The 20,820-nt window shown below is 58.0% G+C and carries 23 protein-coding genes; all 23 read left to right on the forward strand.

The features are described from left to right. Positions 1 to 8: 8 nt before the first annotated feature. The 23 genes from fliF to ACFO3S_RS11975 all read left to right on the forward strand — a co-directional run bounded on the left by fliF (position 9) and on the right by ACFO3S_RS11975 (position 20,758). Complete coding sequence (gene fliF / locus ACFO3S_RS11865) at positions 9 to 1,577, forward strand: flagellar basal-body MS-ring/collar protein FliF (RefSeq protein WP_378095762.1); 1,569 nt, start codon at positions 9 to 11, stop codon at positions 1,575 to 1,577. An 11-nt stretch (positions 1,578 to 1,588) separates the two neighbouring features. Then, entirely contained in the window at positions 1,589 to 2,599 is a 1,011-nt protein-coding gene (gene fliG / locus ACFO3S_RS11870; protein WP_378095765.1) for a flagellar motor switch protein FliG, read from the forward strand. After that, on the forward strand, positions 2,592 to 3,434 hold the full coding sequence (gene fliH / locus ACFO3S_RS11875) for a flagellar assembly protein FliH (RefSeq protein ID WP_378095768.1): 843 nt from the start codon (positions 2,592 to 2,594) through the stop codon (positions 3,432 to 3,434). Before fliG ends, fliH begins: the two co-directional genes overlap by 8 nt. Beyond that, positions 3,421 to 4,722, forward strand: coding sequence for a flagellar protein export ATPase FliI (gene fliI, locus ACFO3S_RS11880; protein WP_378095770.1), 1,302 nt, complete (start codon positions 3,421 to 3,423; stop codon positions 4,720 to 4,722). The genes fliH and fliI overlap by 14 nt, the downstream gene beginning before the upstream one ends. A gap of 12 nt (positions 4,723 to 4,734) precedes the next feature. Beyond that, entirely contained in the window at positions 4,735 to 5,181 is a 447-nt protein-coding gene (fliJ, locus tag ACFO3S_RS11885) for a flagellar export protein FliJ (protein WP_378095774.1), read from the forward strand. A 37-nt stretch (positions 5,182 to 5,218) separates the two neighbouring features. After that, positions 5,219 to 6,130 carry a MotE family protein gene (locus ACFO3S_RS11890; RefSeq protein ID WP_378095779.1) on the forward strand — a complete coding sequence of 304 codons (912 nt, stop codon included), beginning with the start codon at positions 5,219 to 5,221 and terminating at the stop codon, positions 6,128 to 6,130. 33 nt (positions 6,131 to 6,163) lie between these two features. Continuing rightward, the gene (locus ACFO3S_RS11895; RefSeq protein ID WP_378095784.1) at positions 6,164 to 7,588 is read left to right on the forward strand and encodes a flagellar hook-length control protein FliK; all 1,425 of its coding nucleotides are present in this window, start codon (positions 6,164 to 6,166) and stop codon (positions 7,586 to 7,588) included. Positions 7,589 to 7,614: 26 nt separating this feature from the next. Then, a complete protein-coding gene (locus ACFO3S_RS11900) occupies positions 7,615 to 8,106 on the forward strand; it encodes a flagellar hook capping FlgD N-terminal domain-containing protein (RefSeq protein ID WP_378095789.1) in 492 nt (163 codons plus the stop codon). Next, entirely contained in the window at positions 8,099 to 8,485 is a 387-nt protein-coding gene (locus tag ACFO3S_RS11905) for a TIGR02530 family flagellar biosynthesis protein (protein ID WP_378095792.1), read from the forward strand. The genes ACFO3S_RS11900 and ACFO3S_RS11905 overlap by 8 nt, the downstream gene beginning before the upstream one ends. 88 nt (positions 8,486 to 8,573) lie before the next feature. Continuing rightward, entirely contained in the window at positions 8,574 to 9,398 is an 825-nt protein-coding gene (gene flgG, locus ACFO3S_RS11910) for a flagellar basal body rod protein FlgG (RefSeq protein WP_378095795.1), read from the forward strand. A gap of 61 nt (positions 9,399 to 9,459) precedes the next feature. Continuing rightward, entirely contained in the window at positions 9,460 to 9,693 is a 234-nt protein-coding gene (locus ACFO3S_RS11915) for a flagellar FlbD family protein (RefSeq protein WP_378095798.1), read from the forward strand. Continuing rightward, positions 9,690 to 10,169: a flagellar basal body-associated FliL family protein gene (locus ACFO3S_RS11920; RefSeq protein WP_378095801.1), complete on the forward strand. Its 480-nt coding sequence runs from the start codon at positions 9,690 to 9,692 to the stop codon at positions 10,167 to 10,169. Before ACFO3S_RS11915 ends, ACFO3S_RS11920 begins: the two co-directional genes overlap by 4 nt. A gap of 80 nt (positions 10,170 to 10,249) precedes the next feature. Continuing rightward, the gene (fliM, locus tag ACFO3S_RS11925; RefSeq protein ID WP_378095804.1) at positions 10,250 to 11,251 is read left to right on the forward strand and encodes a flagellar motor switch protein FliM; all 1,002 of its coding nucleotides are present in this window, start codon (positions 10,250 to 10,252) and stop codon (positions 11,249 to 11,251) included. Beyond that, positions 11,241 to 12,470 carry a flagellar motor switch phosphatase FliY gene (fliY, locus tag ACFO3S_RS11930; RefSeq protein WP_378095808.1) on the forward strand — a complete coding sequence of 410 codons (1,230 nt, stop codon included), beginning with the start codon at positions 11,241 to 11,243 and terminating at the stop codon, positions 12,468 to 12,470. Before fliM ends, fliY begins: the two co-directional genes overlap by 11 nt. A gap of 21 nt (positions 12,471 to 12,491) precedes the next feature. Next, positions 12,492 to 12,854, forward strand: a complete 363-nt coding sequence (locus ACFO3S_RS11935) for a response regulator (RefSeq protein WP_094043389.1) — start codon at positions 12,492 to 12,494, stop codon at positions 12,852 to 12,854. 20 nt (positions 12,855 to 12,874) lie between these two features. Next, a complete protein-coding gene (locus ACFO3S_RS11940; RefSeq protein WP_378095811.1) occupies positions 12,875 to 13,420 on the forward strand; it encodes a flagellar biosynthetic protein FliO in 546 nt (181 codons plus the stop codon). Further along, complete coding sequence (gene fliP, locus ACFO3S_RS11945; protein ID WP_378095814.1) at positions 13,417 to 14,163, forward strand: flagellar type III secretion system pore protein FliP; 747 nt, start codon at positions 13,417 to 13,419, stop codon at positions 14,161 to 14,163. The genes ACFO3S_RS11940 and fliP overlap by 4 nt, the downstream gene beginning before the upstream one ends. 31 nt (positions 14,164 to 14,194) lie before the next feature. After that, the gene (fliQ, locus tag ACFO3S_RS11950) at positions 14,195 to 14,464 is read left to right on the forward strand and encodes a flagellar biosynthesis protein FliQ (RefSeq protein WP_378095817.1); all 270 of its coding nucleotides are present in this window, start codon (positions 14,195 to 14,197) and stop codon (positions 14,462 to 14,464) included. Positions 14,465 to 14,470: 6 nt separating this feature from the next. After that, positions 14,471 to 15,250, forward strand: coding sequence for a flagellar biosynthetic protein FliR (fliR, locus tag ACFO3S_RS11955; protein WP_378095820.1), 780 nt, complete (start codon positions 14,471 to 14,473; stop codon positions 15,248 to 15,250). Positions 15,251 to 15,285: 35 nt separating this feature from the next. Beyond that, positions 15,286 to 16,374, forward strand: a complete 1,089-nt coding sequence (gene flhB / locus ACFO3S_RS11960) for a flagellar biosynthesis protein FlhB (protein WP_378095823.1) — start codon at positions 15,286 to 15,288, stop codon at positions 16,372 to 16,374. Between the two features lie 43 nt (positions 16,375 to 16,417). Then, positions 16,418 to 18,451: a flagellar biosynthesis protein FlhA gene (flhA, locus tag ACFO3S_RS11965; RefSeq protein WP_378095826.1), complete on the forward strand. Its 2,034-nt coding sequence runs from the start codon at positions 16,418 to 16,420 to the stop codon at positions 18,449 to 18,451. Continuing rightward, on the forward strand, positions 18,448 to 19,899 hold the full coding sequence (flhF, locus tag ACFO3S_RS11970; protein ID WP_378095829.1) for a flagellar biosynthesis protein FlhF: 1,452 nt from the start codon (positions 18,448 to 18,450) through the stop codon (positions 19,897 to 19,899). The genes flhA and flhF overlap by 4 nt, the downstream gene beginning before the upstream one ends. Then, positions 19,892 to 20,758 carry a MinD/ParA family protein gene (locus tag ACFO3S_RS11975; RefSeq protein WP_378095832.1) on the forward strand — a complete coding sequence of 289 codons (867 nt, stop codon included), beginning with the start codon at positions 19,892 to 19,894 and terminating at the stop codon, positions 20,756 to 20,758. Before flhF ends, ACFO3S_RS11975 begins: the two co-directional genes overlap by 8 nt. Positions 20,759 to 20,820: the final 62 nt, after the last annotated feature.

A 20,820-nucleotide genomic window follows, 5' to 3' on the forward strand; every position in this document is an offset into this window, starting at 1 on the left:
GTGAAATTGTGAACGAGAAGTGGGCACAGGTTCGAGAAAAGCTGCTCGGTTTCTGGAACCAGTATAGCAGGACGCAAAAGTGGGTGCTCGCCTCAACAGCGGCCTTGTTGCTTTTTGCCATTATATTACTGACTTATTTATTCACCAGAACGCAGTACGAACTCGCTTTTCAGAATTTGGACAGCGCCGATGCCGCCGCGATTATGGAATACTTGGACGGCAGCGGCATCAGCTACCAGCTAGGCGACGCGGGAACGAGCATCTACGTGCCGAGTGCTTCCGCCTCCAAGGTCAAGGTGGCAGTCGGATCGCAAGGACTTATTGAGAATGGGTCGATCGGATTTCCGGAACTGAGCAAAGGTTCATCGGCGATCGGAACGACGGATCAGGAGTTTAACGTCAAGTTTCGTAATGCGCTCAACGGAGAAGTTCAGCAATTGCTGCTGAGAAAGCAGGGCGTTGCACAGGTAAAAGCGCTCGTTACGCTGCCCGAAGATTCGGTGTTTCTGAACGAATCGGACCGGGAGAAGGCGATCGCGGCTGTCGTCATTACGTTTAAGCCGGGCTTCCGTCCCAAGCAGGACGAGATCGACAGCTACTACAATCTCGTCAAGTCGGCCGTTCCCAACCTGGACATCAACGACATTACGATCAGCAGCAGCACCGGCGATTTGACGCCGTCCGCCAAGCTGGGCGGAGGGACCGGGATCGGCGGGGCGCTTTATGAAACGCAGTTTGCCATCCAGAGCGAGTTCGAGAACACGCTGAAGAGAAACATCCAGCAGTTCCTGTATCCGATCGTGGGGATGGACAACATAGTCGTCAGCGTCGTGTCCTCTTTGAACTTCGACAAAAAAACGTCTCAGGAGCAGCTTGTTCAGCCTTTGCCGGACAACGACAACAGAGGCATTGAGATCAGCCGTCAGGACTCCAGCGAAACGTTCCAAGGCGAAGACGGGCAAGCAGGCGGGGTTGCGGGCACGGGCGAGACCGACGTGACCAATTACCCTGCGGCGGGCAGCGCGGGCTCCTCGTCTTCGGAGAGGGTAAGCAGCACCGTCAACTACGAAGTGAACCGCATTACTAATAATATCGACTACGGACCGTATAAAGTTAAGGATTTATCGATAAATGTTGGTGTAAATTCTGCCAACATGACTCAGGAGCAATTGGACGAGATCCAGGGGGTTCTCCTGAGGAGCGCAAGAGTGCTTCTGGCCGAGTCCGGACTGGACTTGTCCGAGGAAGCGTTGATGCAGCGGGTGTCGGTTATCGCGCAATCCTTCGGTGGCGCGGCGGAGCCGTCGGGAGGCTTGTCGAGCTCGACGTATTGGCTGGCCGGAGCGGGACTGCTCGCGCTTGCCCTGCTCGGAGGCGGAGGCTATTATATCTACCGCCGTCGCAAAGCGGCGCAGGAAGAGGTCGCGATTGCGGAAGCTCCGCGCCCGGAGATGCCGACGATCGATATCGAGAACGTTACGAACGAGAGCCAAGTTCGCAAGCAATTGGAAGGCCTGGCCAAGCGCAAGCCGGATGAATTCGTCAATCTTCTCCGGACTTGGCTGGTGGATGAATAGAGGTGGCAGCGGTGGCGAAAGGATTTCAATTGTCCGGGAGGCAGAAAGCGGCCATTCTGCTCATTACCCTCGGACCGGAAGTGTCCGCGCAAGTGTTCAAGCACTTGCGCGATGACGAGATCGAGCAGCTGACGCTCGAAATCGCCAACGTGCGCAAGGTGGACGCCGGAGAGAAGGATCAGATTCTCAGCGAATTCCATCAAATCTGCGTCGCACAGGAGTACATAACGCAGGGCGGCATCACGTACGCCAAAGAAATTCTGGAGAAGGCGCTCGGCTCGCAGAAGGCGTTGGACATTCTGAATCGTCTGACGGCGACGCTGCAGGTGCGCCCGTTCGATTTCGCTCGGAAGGCCGAGCCCTCGCAAATCTTGAACTTTATCCAGAACGAAAACTCGCAGACGATCGCGCTCGTGCTTTCCTACTTGCAGCCCGATCAATCGTCCGCGGTGCTCTCGTCCTTGCCGCAGGAGAAGCAGGCCGAGGTGGCGCGGAGAATCGCGCTGATGGACAGCACGTCTCCCGACGTGATCGCTCAGGTCGAGCGGGTTCTCGAGCAGAAGCTCAGCTCCACCGTAACCCAGGATTACACGAACGCCGGAGGCATCGAAGCGATCGTTCAAATCCTGAACGGCGTAGACCGCGGGACGGAGAGGACGATTCTGGATTCTCTCGAGATCCAGGATCCCGAATTGGCGGAGGAAATCAAGAAGCGGATGTTCGTATTCGAGGACATCGTCAATCTCGACAACCGTTCCATCCAGCGCATCATTCGCGATATCGAGAATGCGGATCTGCAGCTTGCGCTCAAAGTCGCGAGCGAAGAGGTGCGCGAATCGATCTTCAGAAATATGTCGAAACGGATGGCCGAGACGTTCAAGGAAGAGATGGAGTATATGGGTCCGGTGCGCCTGCGCGACGTAGAGGAGGCGCAGACCCGCATCGTAGCGACGATTCGCAGACTGGAAGAGGCCGGAGAGATCATTATCGCTCGCGGCGGAGGAGACGATATCATTGTCTAATCTGATCAAATCCTCGAATGTCGTGTCGCTGGACGATCTGAAGAGATTGGAACTGATCCAGAGAATCGCGGCCGTTCCGCAAAATATTTCGGATTCCGGCAAGGATGGCGAAGGAAATCAAGAGCCGGATGTCGAAACACAATCGTTAAAGGAACGCATCATTGCCGACGCCGAGGCGGCGGCCGAGCAGATCGTAAGGCAGGCGAAGGCGGATGCGGAGGAGCTGAAGGCGGCCGCCGAGCGGGACGCGGAAGCCTGGTGGCAGTCCCGGCGCGAGGAGGACGGCCGCGTTCGCGAGGAAGCGAGCCGAGAAGGCTACGAAGAAGGCTATCGCAAAGGGGCGGCCGAAGCCGAGGAGCAGCTGCGAAGGCAGTACGAGGAACAGCTCCGCCAAGCGGAAGAGATCGTCCGTCAGGCCTATACGGCCAAAGAGTCGATCATTACCGAGGGCGAGTCGTTCCTCGTGGAGCTTAGCTGCTCGATCGCGGAGAAGATCGTGCAGCGCAAGCTGGCCAAGTCTCCGGAGATGGCGATGAAGCTGTTCGAGAAGGCTTTGGCGAGAAGGAAGGAGCAAGGCGTCATCGTGCTTTGCGTGTCTCCCTCCCAATTCTCTTACGTGCAAGCGGCCAAGGACGAGCTCGCGCTCGTGCTCGACGCCCAAGCGGAGCTGCAGGTCGTGCCCGACGCTTCCATTCAAGACGGCGGATGTATCGTGAGATCGGCTTTCGGCAGCATCGATGCGACCGTCGATACGCAGCTGCAATCGATCCGGGAGCAGCTGCTTCGGGTAGCGGCCCATCGCAGCGAAGGGGGAGAACCGGATGGCGCTCCTTGATATCGGCCGGTATACGGAGACGCTTCGGGACATCGATCCGATGCGGGTGAACGGCAAAGTCATTCAGATCATCGGTCTTACCGTGGAATCCGAAGGCCCGGACGCCAGCATCGGAGACGTCTGCACGATTCATCCGATGAAGGGCGGCAAGCCCGTGCTGGCCGAAGTCGTCGGCTTTCGCAACAACCGGGTGCTGCTGATGCCGCTTGGCGAACTGCATTCGGTCGGCCCGGGCTGCGACGTCGTCGCGACGGGCAACCCGCTGACGGTGCAGGTCGGCTCCGAGCTGCTGGGCAAAGTGCTGGACGGGCTGGGCAGGCCGCTGGACGGCACCCGCCTGTCGGTGCGCATGCCGCACTATTCGACGAACAATACGCCCGGCAACCCGCTGAGTCGTCCGCGAGTGACGACGCCTCTCGGCGTCGGCGTCCGGACGATCGACGGCCTGCTGACCGTCGGGCAGGGGCAGCGGATCGGGATTTTTGCCGGATCGGGCGTAGGGAAGAGCACGCTGCTCGGCATGATCGCGAGGAATACTTCGGCCGACGTCAACGTGATCGCCCTGATCGGGGAACGCGGACGCGAGGTGCTGGAGTTCGTCGAGAAGGATCTCGGACCGGAAGGGCTGGCGCGGTCCGTCGTCATCGTCGCGACTTCCGACCAGCCGGCATTGATCCGGATGAAGGGGGCGCTCATCGCCACGACGATCGCCGAATATTTTCGCGATCGCGGGATGAACGTCATGCTGATGATGGATTCGGTCACACGCTATGCGATGGCTTTGCGCGAAGTGGGACTGGCGATTGGCGAGCCGCCGGCGACGAGGGGCTACACCCCTTCCGTATTCGCGGCGCTGCCCAAGCTGCTGGAACGTGCGGGCACGGGACCTGCGGGCTCGATCACCGCTTTCTATACCGTCCTCGTCGACGGGGACGATATGAACGAACCGATCGCCGACGCCGTGCGCGGCATACTGGACGGTCATATCGTTTTGCACCGCAGCCTGGCGAACAAAGGGCATTTTCCCGCGATCGACGTGCTGTCGAGCGTCAGCCGGGTGATGAAGGATATCGTCAGCGAGGAGCAGCTGAAGAAGCTGCTGGCCGTGTACCGGGATTCCGAGGACCTGATCAATATCGGCGCGTACCAGAGAGGCTCCAACGCCGAGATCGACAAAGCCATTCAGTATTACGATCTGATTCGAACGTACACGCAGCAAAGAACGAACGAAAAAGTGACGCTGCAGGAAGCGCAGGAACGGCTCATTATCGATTTTTACAGGAGATGAGGATAAGCGATTATGGCATTCCGATATCCTTTGCAGAAAATCGTAGACCTGAAGGGCAGCGAGAAATCGATGGCCGAATGGGAATACGCCTCTTCGCTCGGCAAGCTGAGAACCGAGGAAGAGCGGTTAAGGAAGCTGTACGAGGAGCGTCAAGGGCTGGAGGAGGAAATGATGTCGACCGCCGGTCGGCCGACGCCTCTGACCGAGCTGCTGGCGACCGAGCGATACATACAGATTGTGGACGAAAGAATTCGCAAGCAGCATGAAGGCGTTCGTTCCGCGGAGGACCAGGTGCGCAAGCGCCAAAGTCAGCTGACGGACAAGATGGTGGACGAGAAAGTGTGGCTGAACGCGCGGGATCGCGCGCTGGAGCGGTTCAGGCGCGATCGGATGGCCAAGGAACAAAACGAACTGGATGAAATCGCGATCGTAAGAGCGGCCTCCTCCTCGAGAAGGTAACGGAGACTCTCGGTCGCAGGAGAAGGGAGGAGAATTCGTGGCGGGCGCGGACGTGGAAAAAAGCAGTTACAGCGGGTTCGAGCGATTTCTCTTTTTTATTACCCCGATCTTGTTTACTGCGGTGCTGCTTGGCGTGCTGCTGCTGATGTTCAATGCGGAATGGCGCAATGCGGCGCTGGAGATCGGCAACAAAATACCGGTGATCCGATCGATCCTGCCGAATCCGGAAAGTCCGCAAGCGCCGGAAGCGCAGTCGGACGAAGTGCTGTCGGTCAGCAACGCCAAGGCCAAGATCGACGAGCTGAACGCCCTTCTGGCTGATCGCGAGACCGCCTTGAAGCAAGCGACCGCGCTTAACGAGGATCAGAAGAAAAAGCTGGAGGAGCTCCAGCTGCAGCTGGACGAGTTGGCGAAGGCGGGCGAGGAGCAGACGATTTCCAGCGAGGCTTATCAGTCCCGCATCAAGGGGCTCGCGAACATGTACGGGAAGATGACTCCCAGCAAGGCGGCTCCGATTCTGGAAAGCATGACGCTGGAAGAGTCCGCACTCGTGCTCGGCGCGATGTCGGAGAACGAACGCGGACGCGTACTGGAGCGAATGACTCCGAAAAGAGCGGCCGACGTTACGATGAAGCTGAAAGATGCGGAAACGGTCGAAGACCGGGAGATCGCGGCGCTCCAATCCCGGATCAAGGAACTCGAGAACAGTCCGGGAGACACGGCTACCGCGCTGGACACGGCGGAATTAAACCGCACCTTCTCCGGCATGGATCCGAAGAAGGCGGCCGAGCTGCTTCTGCAGATGTCGACGACCGCGCAGAGCAAAGCGCTAAGGATACTGCACGCGATGGATAACGATGCGCGGGCCAAGGTGCTGAACGAGTTGTCGACGATCGACAACAAAGCGGCCGCTAATCTGATCAGCCGACTGATGCCGGCCAATCCGTAACGCCACTCCCTTGGGAAAGGAGGTGAAAACAAGATGAACATGGTGATTACATCCGCACCGACAACAGTCGCACAAACGACGACACCCGCCGCGGGCGGCGCGCAAGGCGCTTCGCAAGGCGGCAGCGGATTCGCGGGCGCATTGGTGCAAGCGATCGACGGCGGCGCTTCCGCTCAGACCGGCGAAAGCGGCGGCGGCATGTCTCTTCCCGTAGGACTGACCGGTCTGATCGGAACGGCCGGCGCTCTGGACAGCCTCAGCGAAACGCAGGATCTGCTGGCGCTGCTGGAGAACCTCGCCGAGCAGCTGACGCTGCTGGAGCAGCCGGGAACGGAGCTCTCGGCAGAGGCGCAGGAACAGCTCGCAGCTATGCTGGCGGTGCTGCAAGGACTGCTCGATCAGCTTCGCCAGGCTCAGCCGACGGCGGATACCGCGCTTATGAACGCGGCCGACGCCGGGCATACGGTCGACATTGCCTTGAACACGACGCTGTCCAAGCCGCTCGTCCAGACGCTGCGCGACGTCGTCGCTCAGCTGACCGAAGCGATCGCGTCGGGCAAGGAGACGCCGGAGCAAGCGGCGGCGGCGACCGGGCCGATCAAGGCGGCGCTGGACACTCTGGTCTCGATCACGGCAGCATCCTCGGCAGCGAAAGAAGCCAAAGCGGGAGAAGCCGAGCTCGCCAGATCGACCGGAAAAGCCGATAACGCTCTGAATGCCGGCGCAGCGGTCGCTAAAGAGGCGGCAGCGCAGACGTCGTCGTCTTCGCAAGAAGCGCGGCGCCCGGTGCAAGCGCTGCGCGATCCGGTATGGCGGTTCCAAGTGACCGCCGCAGCCGAAACGGCGAATACGGGCGCTCAGACCGTTGATGCGCCGGAACCGACAGCCGCTTCGGAGTCCCGGCCGGTATGGACGCTGATGCAGAACGATCGACTGCTGAATGCGGAGGCCCCGGCGGCTAAAGCGCCGACGCCGATGCCGACCCCGGTTCCGATCCAGCAGTTCGCCGAGCAGATGGGCAAGTACTTGGTCAAGCAGTTTCAGCTGACGCAGGGCAACGGCATATCCGAAGCGAAGCTGACGCTGACACCGCAGCATCTCGGTCAAGTCGATATCCGCATCGTCATGAACAATGGCGTTCTGACCGCGCAATTCATTGCGGACAATCCGGCAGCCAAGGAGCTTCTGGAAAATCAGATGGCGCAGCTTAGAGCTTCGCTGAGCGGACAGGGGCTGCAGGTCGAACGTCTCGAGGTCGTTCAGCAATCTTCGGCTTCCGAAGGCGCGACGCTTCAGCAGCAGGAGCACCGGAATTCGAATTCCGGCAGAGAGGGCGGCTCCAAAGGACGCGGAAGCGACGAAGGAAACGAGGAATCCGCCGTATTCTCGGCCGAGCTCGAACGCAGCTCCTCGCTGAAGGAGATCGGTTACGGAAGCTCGATTAACGTCACCGCTTAACGGCGAGGCATGAGGAGGTGAGTGATGTGGCTGACAACGTCAGCACGAAGAACATCTGGCCGTACTATTCCTCCCAGAACGTGCAGGCCGCAGCCAGAGAACCGGTCAAGCAGCTCGGCAAGGACGAGTTTCTGCAAATTCTGGTGACGCAGCTTCGCCATCAGGACCCGATGCAGCCGATGCAGGACAAGGAATTTATCGCACAGATGGCGCAGTTCTCTTCCTTGGAGCAGATGGTGAACATGACCAAGGAAATTACGGCGCTTAAGCAGTCGGCCGGCATGGCTACGGGCCTCATCGGCAAGCAGATCGAATGGTACGCGGAAAAAGTGGATTCGAGCGGAGAAAACGTCGTGCAGAGAGGCACGGTCAGCTCGATCATCTGGACGGGCGGCGTGCAGTACGCGCAGGTCGGCGATCTAGCGGTTCCGATCGATAAGGTCATCTCCATCTCTGAGCCATCCGCGGAAGACCCCGGGACCGGCGAGGAGCAGCCGGAGGTGACGGAGAATGAATAACCCGTTGCTCGTCGGGCACCTGACGACAGGGCGTACGGGACCGTTGCAAGGCCATCGGCCGCCGGATCGGAACAAGGAGATTCACGCCGAAGGGACCACCTTCAAGGAACTGCTCAGTCGGCAGCAGCTGAAATTCAGCCATCATGCCGAGCAGCGCCTGGAGCAGAGAGGCATCCGATTGCAGCCGGACCAGATCGAACGAATCGCCAGCGCCGTAGAGCAGGCTGCAGCCAAAGGAGCCAAGGATTCCTTGGTCTTATACCGGGACATTGCCATGATCGTCAGCGTTCCGAATCGGACCGTCGTTACCGCGATGGACGGCCCTTCGATAAAAGAGCATATTTTTACGCAAATCGACAGCGCCGTCGTCGTCAGCTAAAGAACAACCGGGCCGGTCCTGCGAAGGAAGCCCGAGGCCGCCGACCGATTGAAGCGGCTTAATCCACCTTAATGGAGGTAGGCACTCTATGTTGCGTTCTATGTATTCCGGCGTATCCGGAATGAGAGGATTTCAGACGAAGCTTGACGTCATCGGCAACAATATCGCCAACGTCAACACCGTCGGGTTCAAAGCGGGCCGCGTCATGTTCAAGGACATTCTGAGCCAGTCGATGGCGGGCGTAACCGCTTCGATCGAAGGCGAGCAGGGCGGCGTCAACGCCAAGCAAGTCGGTCTTGGTGTTACCGTCGCATCCATTGATACGATCCACACAGGTGGCAGTGCCATGACGACTGGTCAATCTACTGATTTGCGTATAGATGGTGACGGATTTTTCGTAGTTACCCCTGCGGATGGAGGTCCGAGATACTTGACTCGTGCGGGTAACTTCACATTGGATGCCAACCGTCAACTGGTCAATGCAGACGGGATGTTTGTTTTGGCTGGTGATGATGGAGAGGGGGCTCTTATTCAACTAGATGAAGGAGTAACTGCCTTCTCGATCTCTCAGACTGGAGAGATCATCTCGATCGGAGCGGACGGAACGGCCGAACCGACCGGGATTTTCATCGGAGTCGCGGTCGTCTCCAACCCGGGAGGTCTTGAGAAGGTCGGCGGCAATCTGTACCGAATGACGCCGAACGCTGATGCGGATGAATTGGTTGTAGGACTTGCTGCCAACGAAGAAACCGGCTCCGGCGCCATCATCTCCGGACAGCTTGAAATGTCCAACGTCGATCTGACGAACGAGTTCACGGAAATGATCGTCGCGCAGCGCGGCTTCCAGTCGAACTCGAGAATCATTACGACATCCGACGAAATCCTGCAGGAAGTCGTGAACCTGAAACGGTAATTGATCTCCTGTCGGGGAAGGGCCGCGGCCCTTCTCCCGGCAGTCTGGGGGAGGCCCAGTTATGATTCAAGTGACGCGATTGAACGGCACGAAGCTGCATCTCAACGCTCTGCTGATCGAGACGGTGGAAGAGACGCCGGATACGATCATTACGCTTACGACAGGAAGAAAGTTCATTGTGATCGAAAATTCTTCGGATGTAATCCGGGCAATCCGGCATTACTTACGCAGTATCGGCGTGTTGGCGGCGGTAACCAGTCCCGCGGACTCGCAATCGGAGGGAGCTACGTCATGAGAAAATTGTTGCCATGGCTCGTTTCGCTATTATTGGCGATTACGTTGATTGTCGTTGTTACGTTCTACTTCTGGAACAACCTGTTCGGAGACAACAAGAAGGATCCCGAACTTGCGGCGAAGGAAGTGGCGGAGAACGTGCAGTTGGAGCCAATATCTGCGGATGAAATGGTTAAGGTCACATCCGAATTGATTGATATTAGTACGAATCTTGCGGACACGGACTACGTGGTCAAAGTCAGCTTGTCGTTCCAGTTCGACAGCGAGAAGGCGAAGGAAGAGTTCGACAAGATCAAGGAAAACGAAATCAAACCGATCGTTAACCGGGCGCTCTGGGTGATGACCCCGGAAGAGATGAGCGGAACGAAAGGGAAGGACCAGCTGGCCGCGGGGCTGATCAATTCGATCAATTCCGTCATTACCGAGGGCACGCTGCTTAAAGTCGGAATCAAAGGATTTGTCATGACTCCTATTTAATAGAGAAGAAATCCGGAGCAAGCGTATGGCCGGCGGTTCGAGCGATCTTGCCGCAGAGGCTCGAGAAAGGGGTGAGAGATTTGGTAGATGTACTGTCGCAGAATGAGATTGACGCGTTGCTCGCGGCGCTGTCGTCGGGCGAGATGGATGCGGAGGAACTGAAGAAAGAAGATACGCAGAAGAAGGTTCGCGCTTACGATTTCAAGCGCGCGACCCGCTTTTCGAAGGACCACATACGCAGCTTGACCCGTATTCACGAGAACTTCGCCAGATACTTAACGACGTACTTCTCGGCGCAGCTTCGAACGTTCGTCCAGATCAGCGTCGTCCAAGTCGAGCAGCTGCCTTACGACGAATTTATCCGCTCCATTCCCAAGATGACGATATTGAACATCTTCGAGGCGGAGCCGCTGGAAGGCCGCATGGTTCTGGAGGTACATCCCAATGTCGCTTTCGCGATGCTGGACAGGCTGCTGGGCGGAGGCGGGAGCGCTCCGAGCAAGATCGGCAGCCTGACGGAGATCGAAACGATCATTATGGAGAAAATATTCAGCCGCGCGCTCGACAGCCTTCAGGAGGCCTGGAAGACGATCATCGATACGCAGCCGCGTATGGAGGGGCTGGAGACGAATCCCCAGTTTATGCAGATCGTGTCCCCGAACGAGACGATCGCGCTCATCTCGCTCAGCACGAAAATCGGCGAGACGACAGGGATGATCAATCTATGTATTCCTCATGTCGTCATTGAACCGATCATGCCGAGATTGTCTGTCCACCATTGGTTCGTGTCGCAGAAAAAGACGCGCGCGCCGGAAGAACAGCAAATTCTCGAGCAGCGCGTGCACAAAGCCAAGCTGCCGATTATCGCGGAGCTGGGCCACTCGTACATTTCCGTGCAGGAGTTTCTGAATTTGGCGGTAGGGGACGTCATTACCTTAAATCGCGGGACTTCGGACGGCCTTGAAGTCAAGGTCGGCGACAATGTGAAGTTTATTGCGAGTCCGGGCATGCTGCGAGAGAGAATGGCGATTCAGATCCAAGAAATCGTCAGCGAAGGAGTAGATGAGATTAATGACGAGTAAAGATTACTTATCCCAGGAGGAGATCGACGCTCTGTTGAACCAATCCTCCGGCGGAGGGGACGAGGCTCCGGCGGCCGAGGGCGGCGCCATTTCGATCGATAACTATCTGACTCCGCTCGAGCGGGACGCGCTTGGAGAAATCGGCAACATTACGTTCGGGAGCGCGGCTACGGCCCTCTCGACCTTGCTTGGCCGGAAAGTCGATATTACGACGCCTACCGTGTCCGCGATCGCCAGAGAGCATTTCGAGGCGGAGTTTCCGAAGCCTCACGTCGCGGTTCACGTCAGCTACGTCGAAGGCTTCGAGGGCATTAACTCGCTCGTCATCAAATCGCATGACGCGCAGGTCATTGCCGACCTGATGCTGGGCGGCGAAGGCAATGTGACGACGGAAGAGCTGAACGAGATTCATATTAGCGCCGTCCAGGAAGCGATGAACCAGATGATGGGCTCCTCCGCCACCTCGATGTCGACGATCTTCAACCGGATGGTCAACATTTCGCCTCCGGGCATCGATATTATGGACGTGAAGAACAATTCCGGAGTCGGCAATCTGCCGCAAGAGGACATCTTCGTCAAAATTTCCTTCCGTCTGAAAATCGGGGACTTGATCGATTCCTCGATCATGCAGCTGCTCACGGTGCCGTTCGCCAAAGAGCTGGTAAGCTCCTTGATGGGGGGCGTGTCCGAGCCGTCTGCAGAGCCGCAGCCCGCCGCTCAGCCGACGCCGCCTCCTGCGGCCGCGTCTCCGGCCCAGCCTGCCGCTTACGCCGCTCAGCCGGCCCAGACGCCTCCTCCGGCGCATCAGGCGCCGCCGATGGCAGCCGTGCCGCCCGGATACGGCGCGCCCCCGCCGGGCTATCCGCAGTCGCTCGGCGGAGGCGGCATGAACCGAAACGTTAACGTCAACCCGGTTCAATTCGCCAGCTTCCAGGGCGGCGGCTATGCCCAAGCGGATGAAACGAATCTTAATCTGCTGCTCGACATTCCGTTGAAGGTGACGGTAGAGCTCGGACGTACGAAAAAGCAGATTAAGGATATTTTGGAGCTGTCTCAGGGCTCGATTATCGAGCTGGACAAGCTGGCCGGCGAACCCGTCGACATCTTTGTAAACAACAAGTTGATAGCTAAAGGCGAGGTCGTCGTCATTGACGAGAATTTCGGGGTGCGCGTTACCGATATCGTCAGTCAATGGGATCGCGTCCAAAAAATCCAATAAGCTAATCGGGAGGAAACAGAAATGGCAAACCGCATTCTCATCGTTGACGACGCAGCATTCATGCGCATGATGATCCGCGATATTCTAACGAAAAACGGGTACGAGGTCGTAGGGGAAGCGCAGGACGGCGCCCAAGCGATCGAAAAATATAAGGATTTGAATCCGGACTTGATCACTATGGACATTACGATGCCGGAGATGGACGGCATTGCGGCGCTCAAGGAGATCCGCAAGCTCGACTCCAACGCCAAAGTCATTATGTGCTCCGCAATGGGCCAGCAAGCGATGGTTATCGACGCCATTCAAGCCGGCGCCAAGGACTTTATCGTCAAGCCGTTCCAGGCGGACCGCGTCATTGAAGCGATCAAGAAAACGTTGGGCTAAGTCGGGAGCGTCGAAGATTCATGCGAACATACGGGCTTGCCGATGAACTGCCGGATACGTCGTCGTGGGGCTCGGCTTGGGAATTGATCAAGGTGCTCGCTGTTCTCGGTCTGATCATCGGCTTGATCGTGTTCGTTTTGAGGTATCTCGCGAGGCGCAATCGCGGCTGGGGAATGAACCGGTCGCTGCGTTCGCTCGGGGGGTTCCCGCTGGGCACGAACAAGTCGATGCAGGTCGTGGAATGGAACGGGCGAATCTACGTGCTTGGCGTCGGAGAGAACATTACGCTGCTCGAGTCGATTACCGACCCGGAAGTCGTCGATGTTTTGCTGGCGGAGCACGAAGCCGATATGGCCAGCACGGGACCGGCGCTGCCTGGATGGCTTCGCAAGTGGACGGAGCGCAATCAACCTCGGAGCGAGGACGTCGTCTCCAACTCTTCCGGCACGGACCCCAGCTTCGAGAAGTCGCTGGAGGACCGGCTCCGCCAGCTTTCCGAGAGAAGGCTGAGGGCGGAGCAGCTGCTGGAGGACAACCGTGCTGAAGATCGGACAGATGAGCGATGAGAAAAAAAATCTTATATAGTTTCCTGACGCTGCAGACTTTGCTGCTCGGCTATCAAGCGTCCGCCTACGCCGACCCCATTATTGGGGTGACGCTCGGCGACGGCTCGGAGCCCGTCGGCGCATCGGCGCTGTCCTTGCTCCTGCTCATTACCGTGCTGAGCCTGGCCCCGGCCATTCTCGTGCTGATGACGAGCTTCACGCGCATCGTCATCGTTCTCGGCTTCGTTCGAACGTCGCTGGGAACGCAGCAGATGCCGCCCAATCAAGTGTTGATCGGTCTGGCCCTGTTCATGACGCTGTTCATTATGGCTCCTACATTATCGCAAGTGAACGAAACGGCGCTCAAGCCGTATCTGGCTGGCGAAATCAGTCAGACGGAAGCTTTGGAGCAAGCCTCCGTACCGATGAAGGAATTCATGTACAAGCATACGCGGGAGAAAGATCTGCTCCTGTTCATGAAGTACACGAAAACCGAGAAGCCGGCCACTTTTCAAGACATTCCGATGACCGTTCTTGTACCGGCCTACGCCATCAGCGAGCTAAAAACGGCATTCCAGATGGGCTTCATGATCTTTATTCCGTTTCTCGTCATCGATATGGTCGTGGCCAGTACGCTAATGTCAATGGGGATGATGATGCTTCCGCCCGTCATGATTTCGCTGCCCTTCAAGATTTTGCTCTTCGTGCTCGTCGACGGCTGGTATCTTGTCGTGAAGTCTCTGTTGACCAGCTTTAGTCCTTGAATCGGGCACTCGAAGGCGGGAGGGAAAGCCAATGACAACCGAGTTTATTATCGGCCTTGCGGGCCAAGCGCTGTTTACCGTATTGAAAGTGAGCGCGCCGTTGCTGATCGTCGCTCTGGTCGTCGGCCTTAGCGTCAGCATCTTTCAGGCGACGACCCAAATTCAGGAGCAGACGCTTGCTTTCGTCCCCAAGATCATCGCCGTTTTCCTCGCGCTTCTGATTTTCGGTCCATGGATTCTGAATATCATGGTCGATTTCACGGCGCGTCTGCTAGGAAATTTGGAGAAGTACATTGGGTGACTTGATATGAATATTCTCATGCAGGTCTTCCCTGCCTTTCTGCTTGTCTTTTGTCGAATTACAGCGTTTTTTGTAGTGGCTCCGGTCTTCTCTTCCCGGAACTTTCCGGCCACGCTCAAGATCGGACTCGGCTTTTTCGTCTCTCTGATCGTCTTCCTGAGCATCGGCTTCGACGTGAAGGTGACGGCGGACGCGACCTACATACTGGCCATTTTTCGCGAGGTGTTCGCCGGCCTGCTGATCGGATTCGTAGCCTATTTGTTTTTTGCGATCGTTCAGACTGCGGGATCGCTGATGGATATGCAGATGGGACTGGCGATGGCGAACATCGTGGACCCGGTGACCGGAGTGTCTTCTCCGATTCTCGGGAACCTGAAATATATGGTGCTGATTCTCGTATTTCTCGCCATGAACGGCCACCACTACTTGCTGTCGGCCATCATGGACAGCTACCGGTGGCTGCCGCTCGACAACGATCTGTTTCGGATTTACTACGGCGGAAGCGTGACGGAGTTTTTGACCCATACGTTCGCGGCGACGTTCCTGCTTGCGCTGCAGATTGCCGCTCCGATCGTCGTGGCGATGTTCCTGACCGATTTCGGACTGGCTCTGCTGGCGCGCGCGGCTCCGCAATACAACGTATTCGTGATCGGCTTTCCGCTGAAAATTTTGCTTGGACTTGCGCTGCTCGTTCTGCTGATTCCCGGCTTCGGCACGCTGTTTCAGATCATTTTCGATCGGATGTTCCAGGCGCTTGAGCAATTGTTTGTGATGATAAGGAGCTAGCCGAATCCATGGCGCGCAGTTCAGGAGGTGAAGTCATGCTCCGCAATCGCCTGAGGATGGATTTGCAGCTGTTCGCCGGCGAGAAGACGGAGAAGGCGACGCCGAAGAAGCGCCAGGAGAGCCGGAAAAAGGGCCAAGTCGCCAAAAGCGTAGAAATTCCGAGCACGCTGATCCTGCTTGCCTGCATTTGCTTTCTCGTCATGGTCGGACCGTTCCTGGAAAAGCAGCTGCTTTCCTTGATCGGCGACGCCTTCCTGCATCGCTTGAACATGCAGGTCACGGACAGCAACGTTCTTGCGCTGTTTAACCACTACGCGATCCAGATGCTGATTCTGATGGCGCCGGTGTTCATCATCGTCGTTGTCATCGCATTCGCCGCCAATTACGTTCAGATCGGCTGGCTGTTCACCTTCGAGCCGCTCCAGCCCAAGCTGGAGAAGCTCAATCCGATCAGCGGGGCCAAAAATCTGTTCGGAATGCGGTCGCTGGTCGAATTCCTGAAGAGCGGACTTAAGCTCGTCTGCGTTGCGGTTATCGTGTTTATGGTGCTGTGGTCGGAGAGGAAACGGCTGCTCGACCTCGCCTTTTTGCCGATACCGGACATTTTCGCATTCGTTACCAGCTTGACGGTGCGTCTGGGCCTGTTTATCGCGGTTCTTCTCTTCATTCTCGCGATCGGCGATATGATGTACCAGCGTTACGAATATGAAAAAAACTTGAGAATGAGCAAGCAAGACATCAAGGACGAGCACAAAAACGTGGAGGGCAACCCGCTGATCAAGGCGAAGATCCGGGAACGCCAGCGCAGAATGGCGCTCATGCGGATGATGCAGGAAGTGCCGGGCGCGGACGTCGTCATTACGAACCCGACTCACTTCGCGGTCGCGCTCAAATACGACGCGGCCAAGATGGACGCCCCGACGGTGGTGGCCAAAGGCCAGGATTACATCGCCTTGAGAATTCGGGAGATCGCCAAGCAGAACGACGTCATAACGATGGAAAACAAGCCGCTCGCCCGCGCGTTATTCGAGAGAACGGAAGTGGGACAAAGCGTTCCCGCCGATCTGTTCCAGGCGGTCGCGGAAGTGCTGGCATACGTATACCGGCTGAAGGGCCGGAGGTAAGGCGAAGAGATCAGACGAGATGGATTAGGAGTGGGGTGGCGTCATGAAGATAAAGGACCTGAGCATATTAATCGGCGTCATCGGCATCGTCCTGATGATGGTCGTTCCGATTCCCACCGGGCTGCTGGACGTCCTGCTCATCATCAACATTTCCATAGCCATCATGATTTTGCTCATTGCAATGAATACACAGGATGCGTTGCATTTCTCCATCTTTCCGACGCTGCTGCTCATTACGACCGTATTCCGACTGGCGCTTAACGTGTCCACGACAAGGCTGATCTTGTCCGAGGCGGAAGCCGGCCACGTCGTAGATACGTTCGGCCGGTTCGTAGCCGGTGGGCAGTTGGCCGTCGGCTTTGTCGTTTTCCTGATTCTTATCGTCGTGCAGTTTATCGTCATTACGAAGGGCTCCGAGCGCGTCGCCGAGGTCGGAGCGAGGTTCACGCTCGACGCGATGCCCGGCAAGCAGATGAGCATCGACGCCGACTTGAACGCGGGATTGATCAACGAGCAGCAGGCGCGCGAGCGCCGCGAGAAAATCGAGAAGGAAGCCGATTTCTACGGCGCGATGGACGGCGCCAGCAAATTCGTCAAGGGGGATGCGATCGCCTCCATTATTATCGTGCTGATTAACCTGATCGCCGGCTTCATCGTCGGCATGGCTATACACGGCATGGACGTCATGACGGCGCTTGAAACCTATTCCGTGCTGTCGATCGGCGACGGGCTCGTCAGCCAGATTCCGGCGCTGCTGATCAGTACGGCTGCCGGCATCATCGTGACGAGAGCCGCCTCCGAAGGCAATATGGCCGACGATATGAGCAAGCAGCTGCTTCGGTATCCGAGGCTTCTGTACATCGTGGGCGGTACGGTGGCGCTGCTCGGCATTGCCACTCCTATTCCGCTGCTCAGCACGCTGCCGTACGCCGCGATATTAGGATTCGCCGGATACCGGCTGCAGAAAAATCTGAACCGGGAGCAGCAGGAAGCGGAGATGCTCGTCGAGGAAAAGCAGATCGAAGAGGTGCGCAGTCCGGAGAGCGTCATCAGCCTGCTGCAGGTCGATCCGATCGAATTCGAATTCGGCTACGGGCTTATTCCCCTTGCGGACACGCAGCAGGGCGGGGATCTGCTCGACAGAATTATTATGATCCGGCGGCAATGCGCGCTTGAGATGGGGCTTATCGTCCCCGTGATCCGAATTCGCGACAATATTCAACTAAAACCGAACGAATATGTGATCAAAATGAAAGGAAATACGGTAGCTCGTGGCGAATTACTGATACATCACTACTTGGCCATGAGTCCCGGGTTCGAAGACGATTCCATAACGGGCATCGAGACTCAGGAACCTGCGTTCGGGCTGCCGGCGCTCTGGATCGACGAAGCGACGAAGGAACGCGCGGAGATGGCCGGCTATACGGTCGTCGATCCGCCTTCGGTCGTGGCCACCCATCTGACCGAAGTGATCAAGAAGTATGCGCACGAGCTGATCGGCCGCCAGGAGACGAAGGCGCTCATCGACAGCGTCAAGGAGACGTATCCGGCGCTCGTCGAGGAGCTCATTCCGTCGATTCTCAGCGTCGGAGACGTGCAGAAGGTGCTGTCCAAGCTGCTGAAGGAAAAAATCTCGATCCGGGACCTGGTCACCATCTTCGAGACGCTGGCGGATTACGGCAAGTATACGAAAGACCCGGACGTGCTGACGGAGTACGCCAGACAGAGCCTGTCCAGACAAATTACCCAGCAGTACGCGAATCCGGCGGAGCCGCTTAAGGTCATTACGGTCAGCCCGGCCGTAGAGAAGAAAATCGCGGAGGCGGTGCAGCAGTCCGACCAGGGGAGCTACCTGGCTCTCGATCCGGCTTCTTCCCAGGCGATCTACCAGCGGTTGACCGAGCAAGTCAATCGGTTGGTGCAGGCGGGTCAGCAGCCGATCATCCTGACATCGCCGACGATCCGGATGTATTTGCGCCAGCTGCTGGAAAGAAGCCTGCAGGATATTCCCGTCATCTCGTACAGCGAATTGGAACCTAGCATTGAAGTGCAGAGCGTTGGGGTGGTGAGCGCATGAAGGTCAAACGGTACATAGTCGACGACTTGCCGGAAGCGGTGCAGATGATCCGTTCCGAGCTCGGTTCCGATGCCGTTATTTTGAATACGAAAGAAATCCGCGTAGGCGGATTTCTTGGCATGTTCCGCCAAAAACGGATGGAAGTGATCGCCGCCGTCGACGAGACCGCGCGCAAAGCTCCCCCGCGGGCCGCCGTACCGCTCAGAAAGCCGGTCGAAGCGCCGGCTCCGGCTCCGGCTATGGAGCCGGCGGCGGCTGCGCCGCTTCCGTCGAACGCCGTTAGGGAGAAGTACATGCAGCCGCCATTTGCCGACAGCGGCCGCCAGCCGGCCGGAAGTCCGCTTCCCGCAGCGAAGGCGCCGCCGGCCGATCCGCTCCCGCGGATCCCGGTTCCGCCGGAAGGTCCGCTTCCGCGCGTCGAACCGCCGCCGGCCGAGGAGCAGGCGGAGGGCGACCCGCTGGATCGCCTCCGAACGGGAATTGCCGACCGGCTCCGCTCGGACGCGCTGGCGGCAACCGGCCAGAAGCCGGAGGAGCCGCGCGACGGCGAGTCCCGGGACGAGACGGCAGCCGTTCTGCAGGAGCTCCGCACCCTGCGGGAAATGATGGCCCAAATCACGAAGCCGATAATGACGAAGCCGCAGACGCATCGCTCCATTCCCGATTCCGTTCTGAACTGGAGCAAGCGGCTGGCCGAGCAGGGCGTAGAGCCCGTGTACGTGGAGCAGTTCGCCGAAGCGGTCGGGGGCCGGCTGAAGGAAGGCGAGGAGGAAGGCCGGGACGATTACGAAGCGGCGCGCGGCGTGCTGCTGGACTGGCTGAGCGGCGCCAAGGGAGCAGGCATCGACCAAGCGACGCGCATCGTTCATTTCGTCGGACCGACAGGCGTCGGCAAGACGACGACGATCGCCAAGCTGGCGGCCGACCAGGCGTTCGGCGGACAGCGGAGCGTCGGATTCATTACTGCGGACACGTACCGGATCGCCGCGGTGGATCAGCTCAGAACGTATGCGGACATTCTGAACGTGCCGCTCGAAGTGGTGTTCTCGCCCGGAGAATTAACTCGCGCTTATCACAAATTAAGCGATCGGGACTTGCTGTTCATGGATACTGCCGGCCGGAACTACCGCAACGAATTGTTCGTCTCCGAGGTGAACAGCCTTCTCTCGGGGGCGGAGGGAGCGGAGACGATTCTCGTTCTGAGCATGACGAGCAAATATTCCGACTTGAAGGCGGTTGCCTCTCAATTCTCGAAATACGGAGTCCGCCAGCTGCTGCTGACCAAATTCGACGAGACGGAGTCGTACGGCGCCATCGTCAACCTCGTTAAGGAGTTCGATTTCCGCATTTCCTATTATACTTGCGGGCAGACGGTGCCGGACGACATCAGGACGTTCGATCCGGAAGAGCTGGTTCGCAAGCTGCTGGGGGAACCGGGCGATGATTGATCAAGCGCAGGCGCTGCGTCATTTGGTCCACTCGAAGGATTTGCAGTCGGCGAAGACGACCAAGGTCGTCACGGTCACGAGCGGCAAAGGAGGGGTCGGCAAGTCCAATTTCAGTCTGAATTTCGCAATGGCGCTGCAAAATCGAGGCTACAGCGTGCTGCTCTTCGATGCGGACATCAGCTTTGCGAACATCGACGTGCTGATGGGGACGCCGGCGAAGTACAACCTCATCCATCTGCTGAAGGGCGAGAAGTCGATCTGGGAGATTATCCAGGTCGGACCGAGCGGATTGCAGTTCATCGCCGGAGGCTCGGGGTTTCAGGATCTGGTTCGGCTCCGGGAACATGAGCTGGAATATTTCGCCGATCAGATCGGCAAGCTGCACGGCCATGTCGACTTTATACTGTTCGACACGGGCGCCGGACTGTCCAAGGAGACGGCGAGGTTCATCGCCGCGTCCGAGGAGACGATCATCGTGACGACGCCCGAGCCGACGTCGATTACCGATGCGTACGCGCTCATCAAGATGGTGAGCTCCATGGGCCACCAGGTGCCGTTTCGGCTCGTCGTCAACCGGGTCGAGGACGATCGGGAGGGCGCCCGGACGGCGGAGAATATTCGCCAGGTGGCCGGCAAGTACATCGGCATCGATATCCCGGTGCTCGGCTTTATCCCCGACGATGCCAGCGTCTCGAAGGCGGTCAGGCGGCAGACTCCGCTGTCTGTCGCGTTCCCCAAAAGCGAGGCGATGCGCGGCATCGATCGGATCGCTTCCCGGTTTTTGCTCGAGGACAGGGCAGAGCCGGCCAGCCGGGGGCTGACCGGATTTATGCAGAAAATGAAAAGATTGTGGAGTTGATCGGTTCCAGGTTCGGCGGTAGGCGAGAGCGAGGCCATCAAAACATCTAGATCGACAAGGAG

Origin of the sequence: Cohnella hongkongensis (genome assembly GCF_042654645.1) — a bacterium.
In the GTDB taxonomy this organism is placed as follows: Bacteria; Bacillota; Bacilli; order Paenibacillales; family Paenibacillaceae; genus Cohnella; species Cohnella hongkongensis.

Coding starts and splice junctions, on each gene's coding strand:
- fliJ (WP_378095774.1), top strand. CDS start 4,735: ATGGCATTCCGATATCCTTTGCAGAAAATCGTAGACCTGAAGGGCAGC.
- flhF (WP_378095829.1), top strand. CDS start 18,448: ATGAAGGTCAAACGGTACATAGTCGACGACTTGCCGGAAGCGGTGCAG.
- fliY (WP_378095808.1), top strand. CDS start 11,241: ATGACGAGTAAAGATTACTTATCCCAGGAGGAGATCGACGCTCTGTTG.
- fliQ (WP_378095817.1), top strand. CDS start 14,195: ATGACAACCGAGTTTATTATCGGCCTTGCGGGCCAAGCGCTGTTTACC.
- flgG (WP_378095795.1), top strand. CDS start 8,574: ATGTTGCGTTCTATGTATTCCGGCGTATCCGGAATGAGAGGATTTCAG.
- fliP (WP_378095814.1), top strand. CDS start 13,417: ATGAGAAAAAAAATCTTATATAGTTTCCTGACGCTGCAGACTTTGCTG.
- ACFO3S_RS11915 (WP_378095798.1), top strand. CDS start 9,460: ATGATTCAAGTGACGCGATTGAACGGCACGAAGCTGCATCTCAACGCT.
- fliR (WP_378095820.1), top strand. CDS start 14,471: ATGAATATTCTCATGCAGGTCTTCCCTGCCTTTCTGCTTGTCTTTTGT.
- flhB (WP_378095823.1), top strand. CDS start 15,286: ATGCTCCGCAATCGCCTGAGGATGGATTTGCAGCTGTTCGCCGGCGAG.
- ACFO3S_RS11920 (WP_378095801.1), top strand. CDS start 9,690: ATGAGAAAATTGTTGCCATGGCTCGTTTCGCTATTATTGGCGATTACG.
- ACFO3S_RS11905 (WP_378095792.1), top strand. CDS start 8,099: ATGAATAACCCGTTGCTCGTCGGGCACCTGACGACAGGGCGTACGGGA.
- ACFO3S_RS11895 (WP_378095784.1), top strand. CDS start 6,164: ATGAACATGGTGATTACATCCGCACCGACAACAGTCGCACAAACGACG.
- flhA (WP_378095826.1), top strand. CDS start 16,418: ATGAAGATAAAGGACCTGAGCATATTAATCGGCGTCATCGGCATCGTC.
- ACFO3S_RS11940 (WP_378095811.1), top strand. CDS start 12,875: ATGCGAACATACGGGCTTGCCGATGAACTGCCGGATACGTCGTCGTGG.
- ACFO3S_RS11935 (WP_094043389.1), top strand. CDS start 12,492: ATGGCAAACCGCATTCTCATCGTTGACGACGCAGCATTCATGCGCATG.
- fliI (WP_378095770.1), top strand. CDS start 3,421: ATGGCGCTCCTTGATATCGGCCGGTATACGGAGACGCTTCGGGACATC.
- ACFO3S_RS11975 (WP_378095832.1), top strand. CDS start 19,892: ATGATTGATCAAGCGCAGGCGCTGCGTCATTTGGTCCACTCGAAGGAT.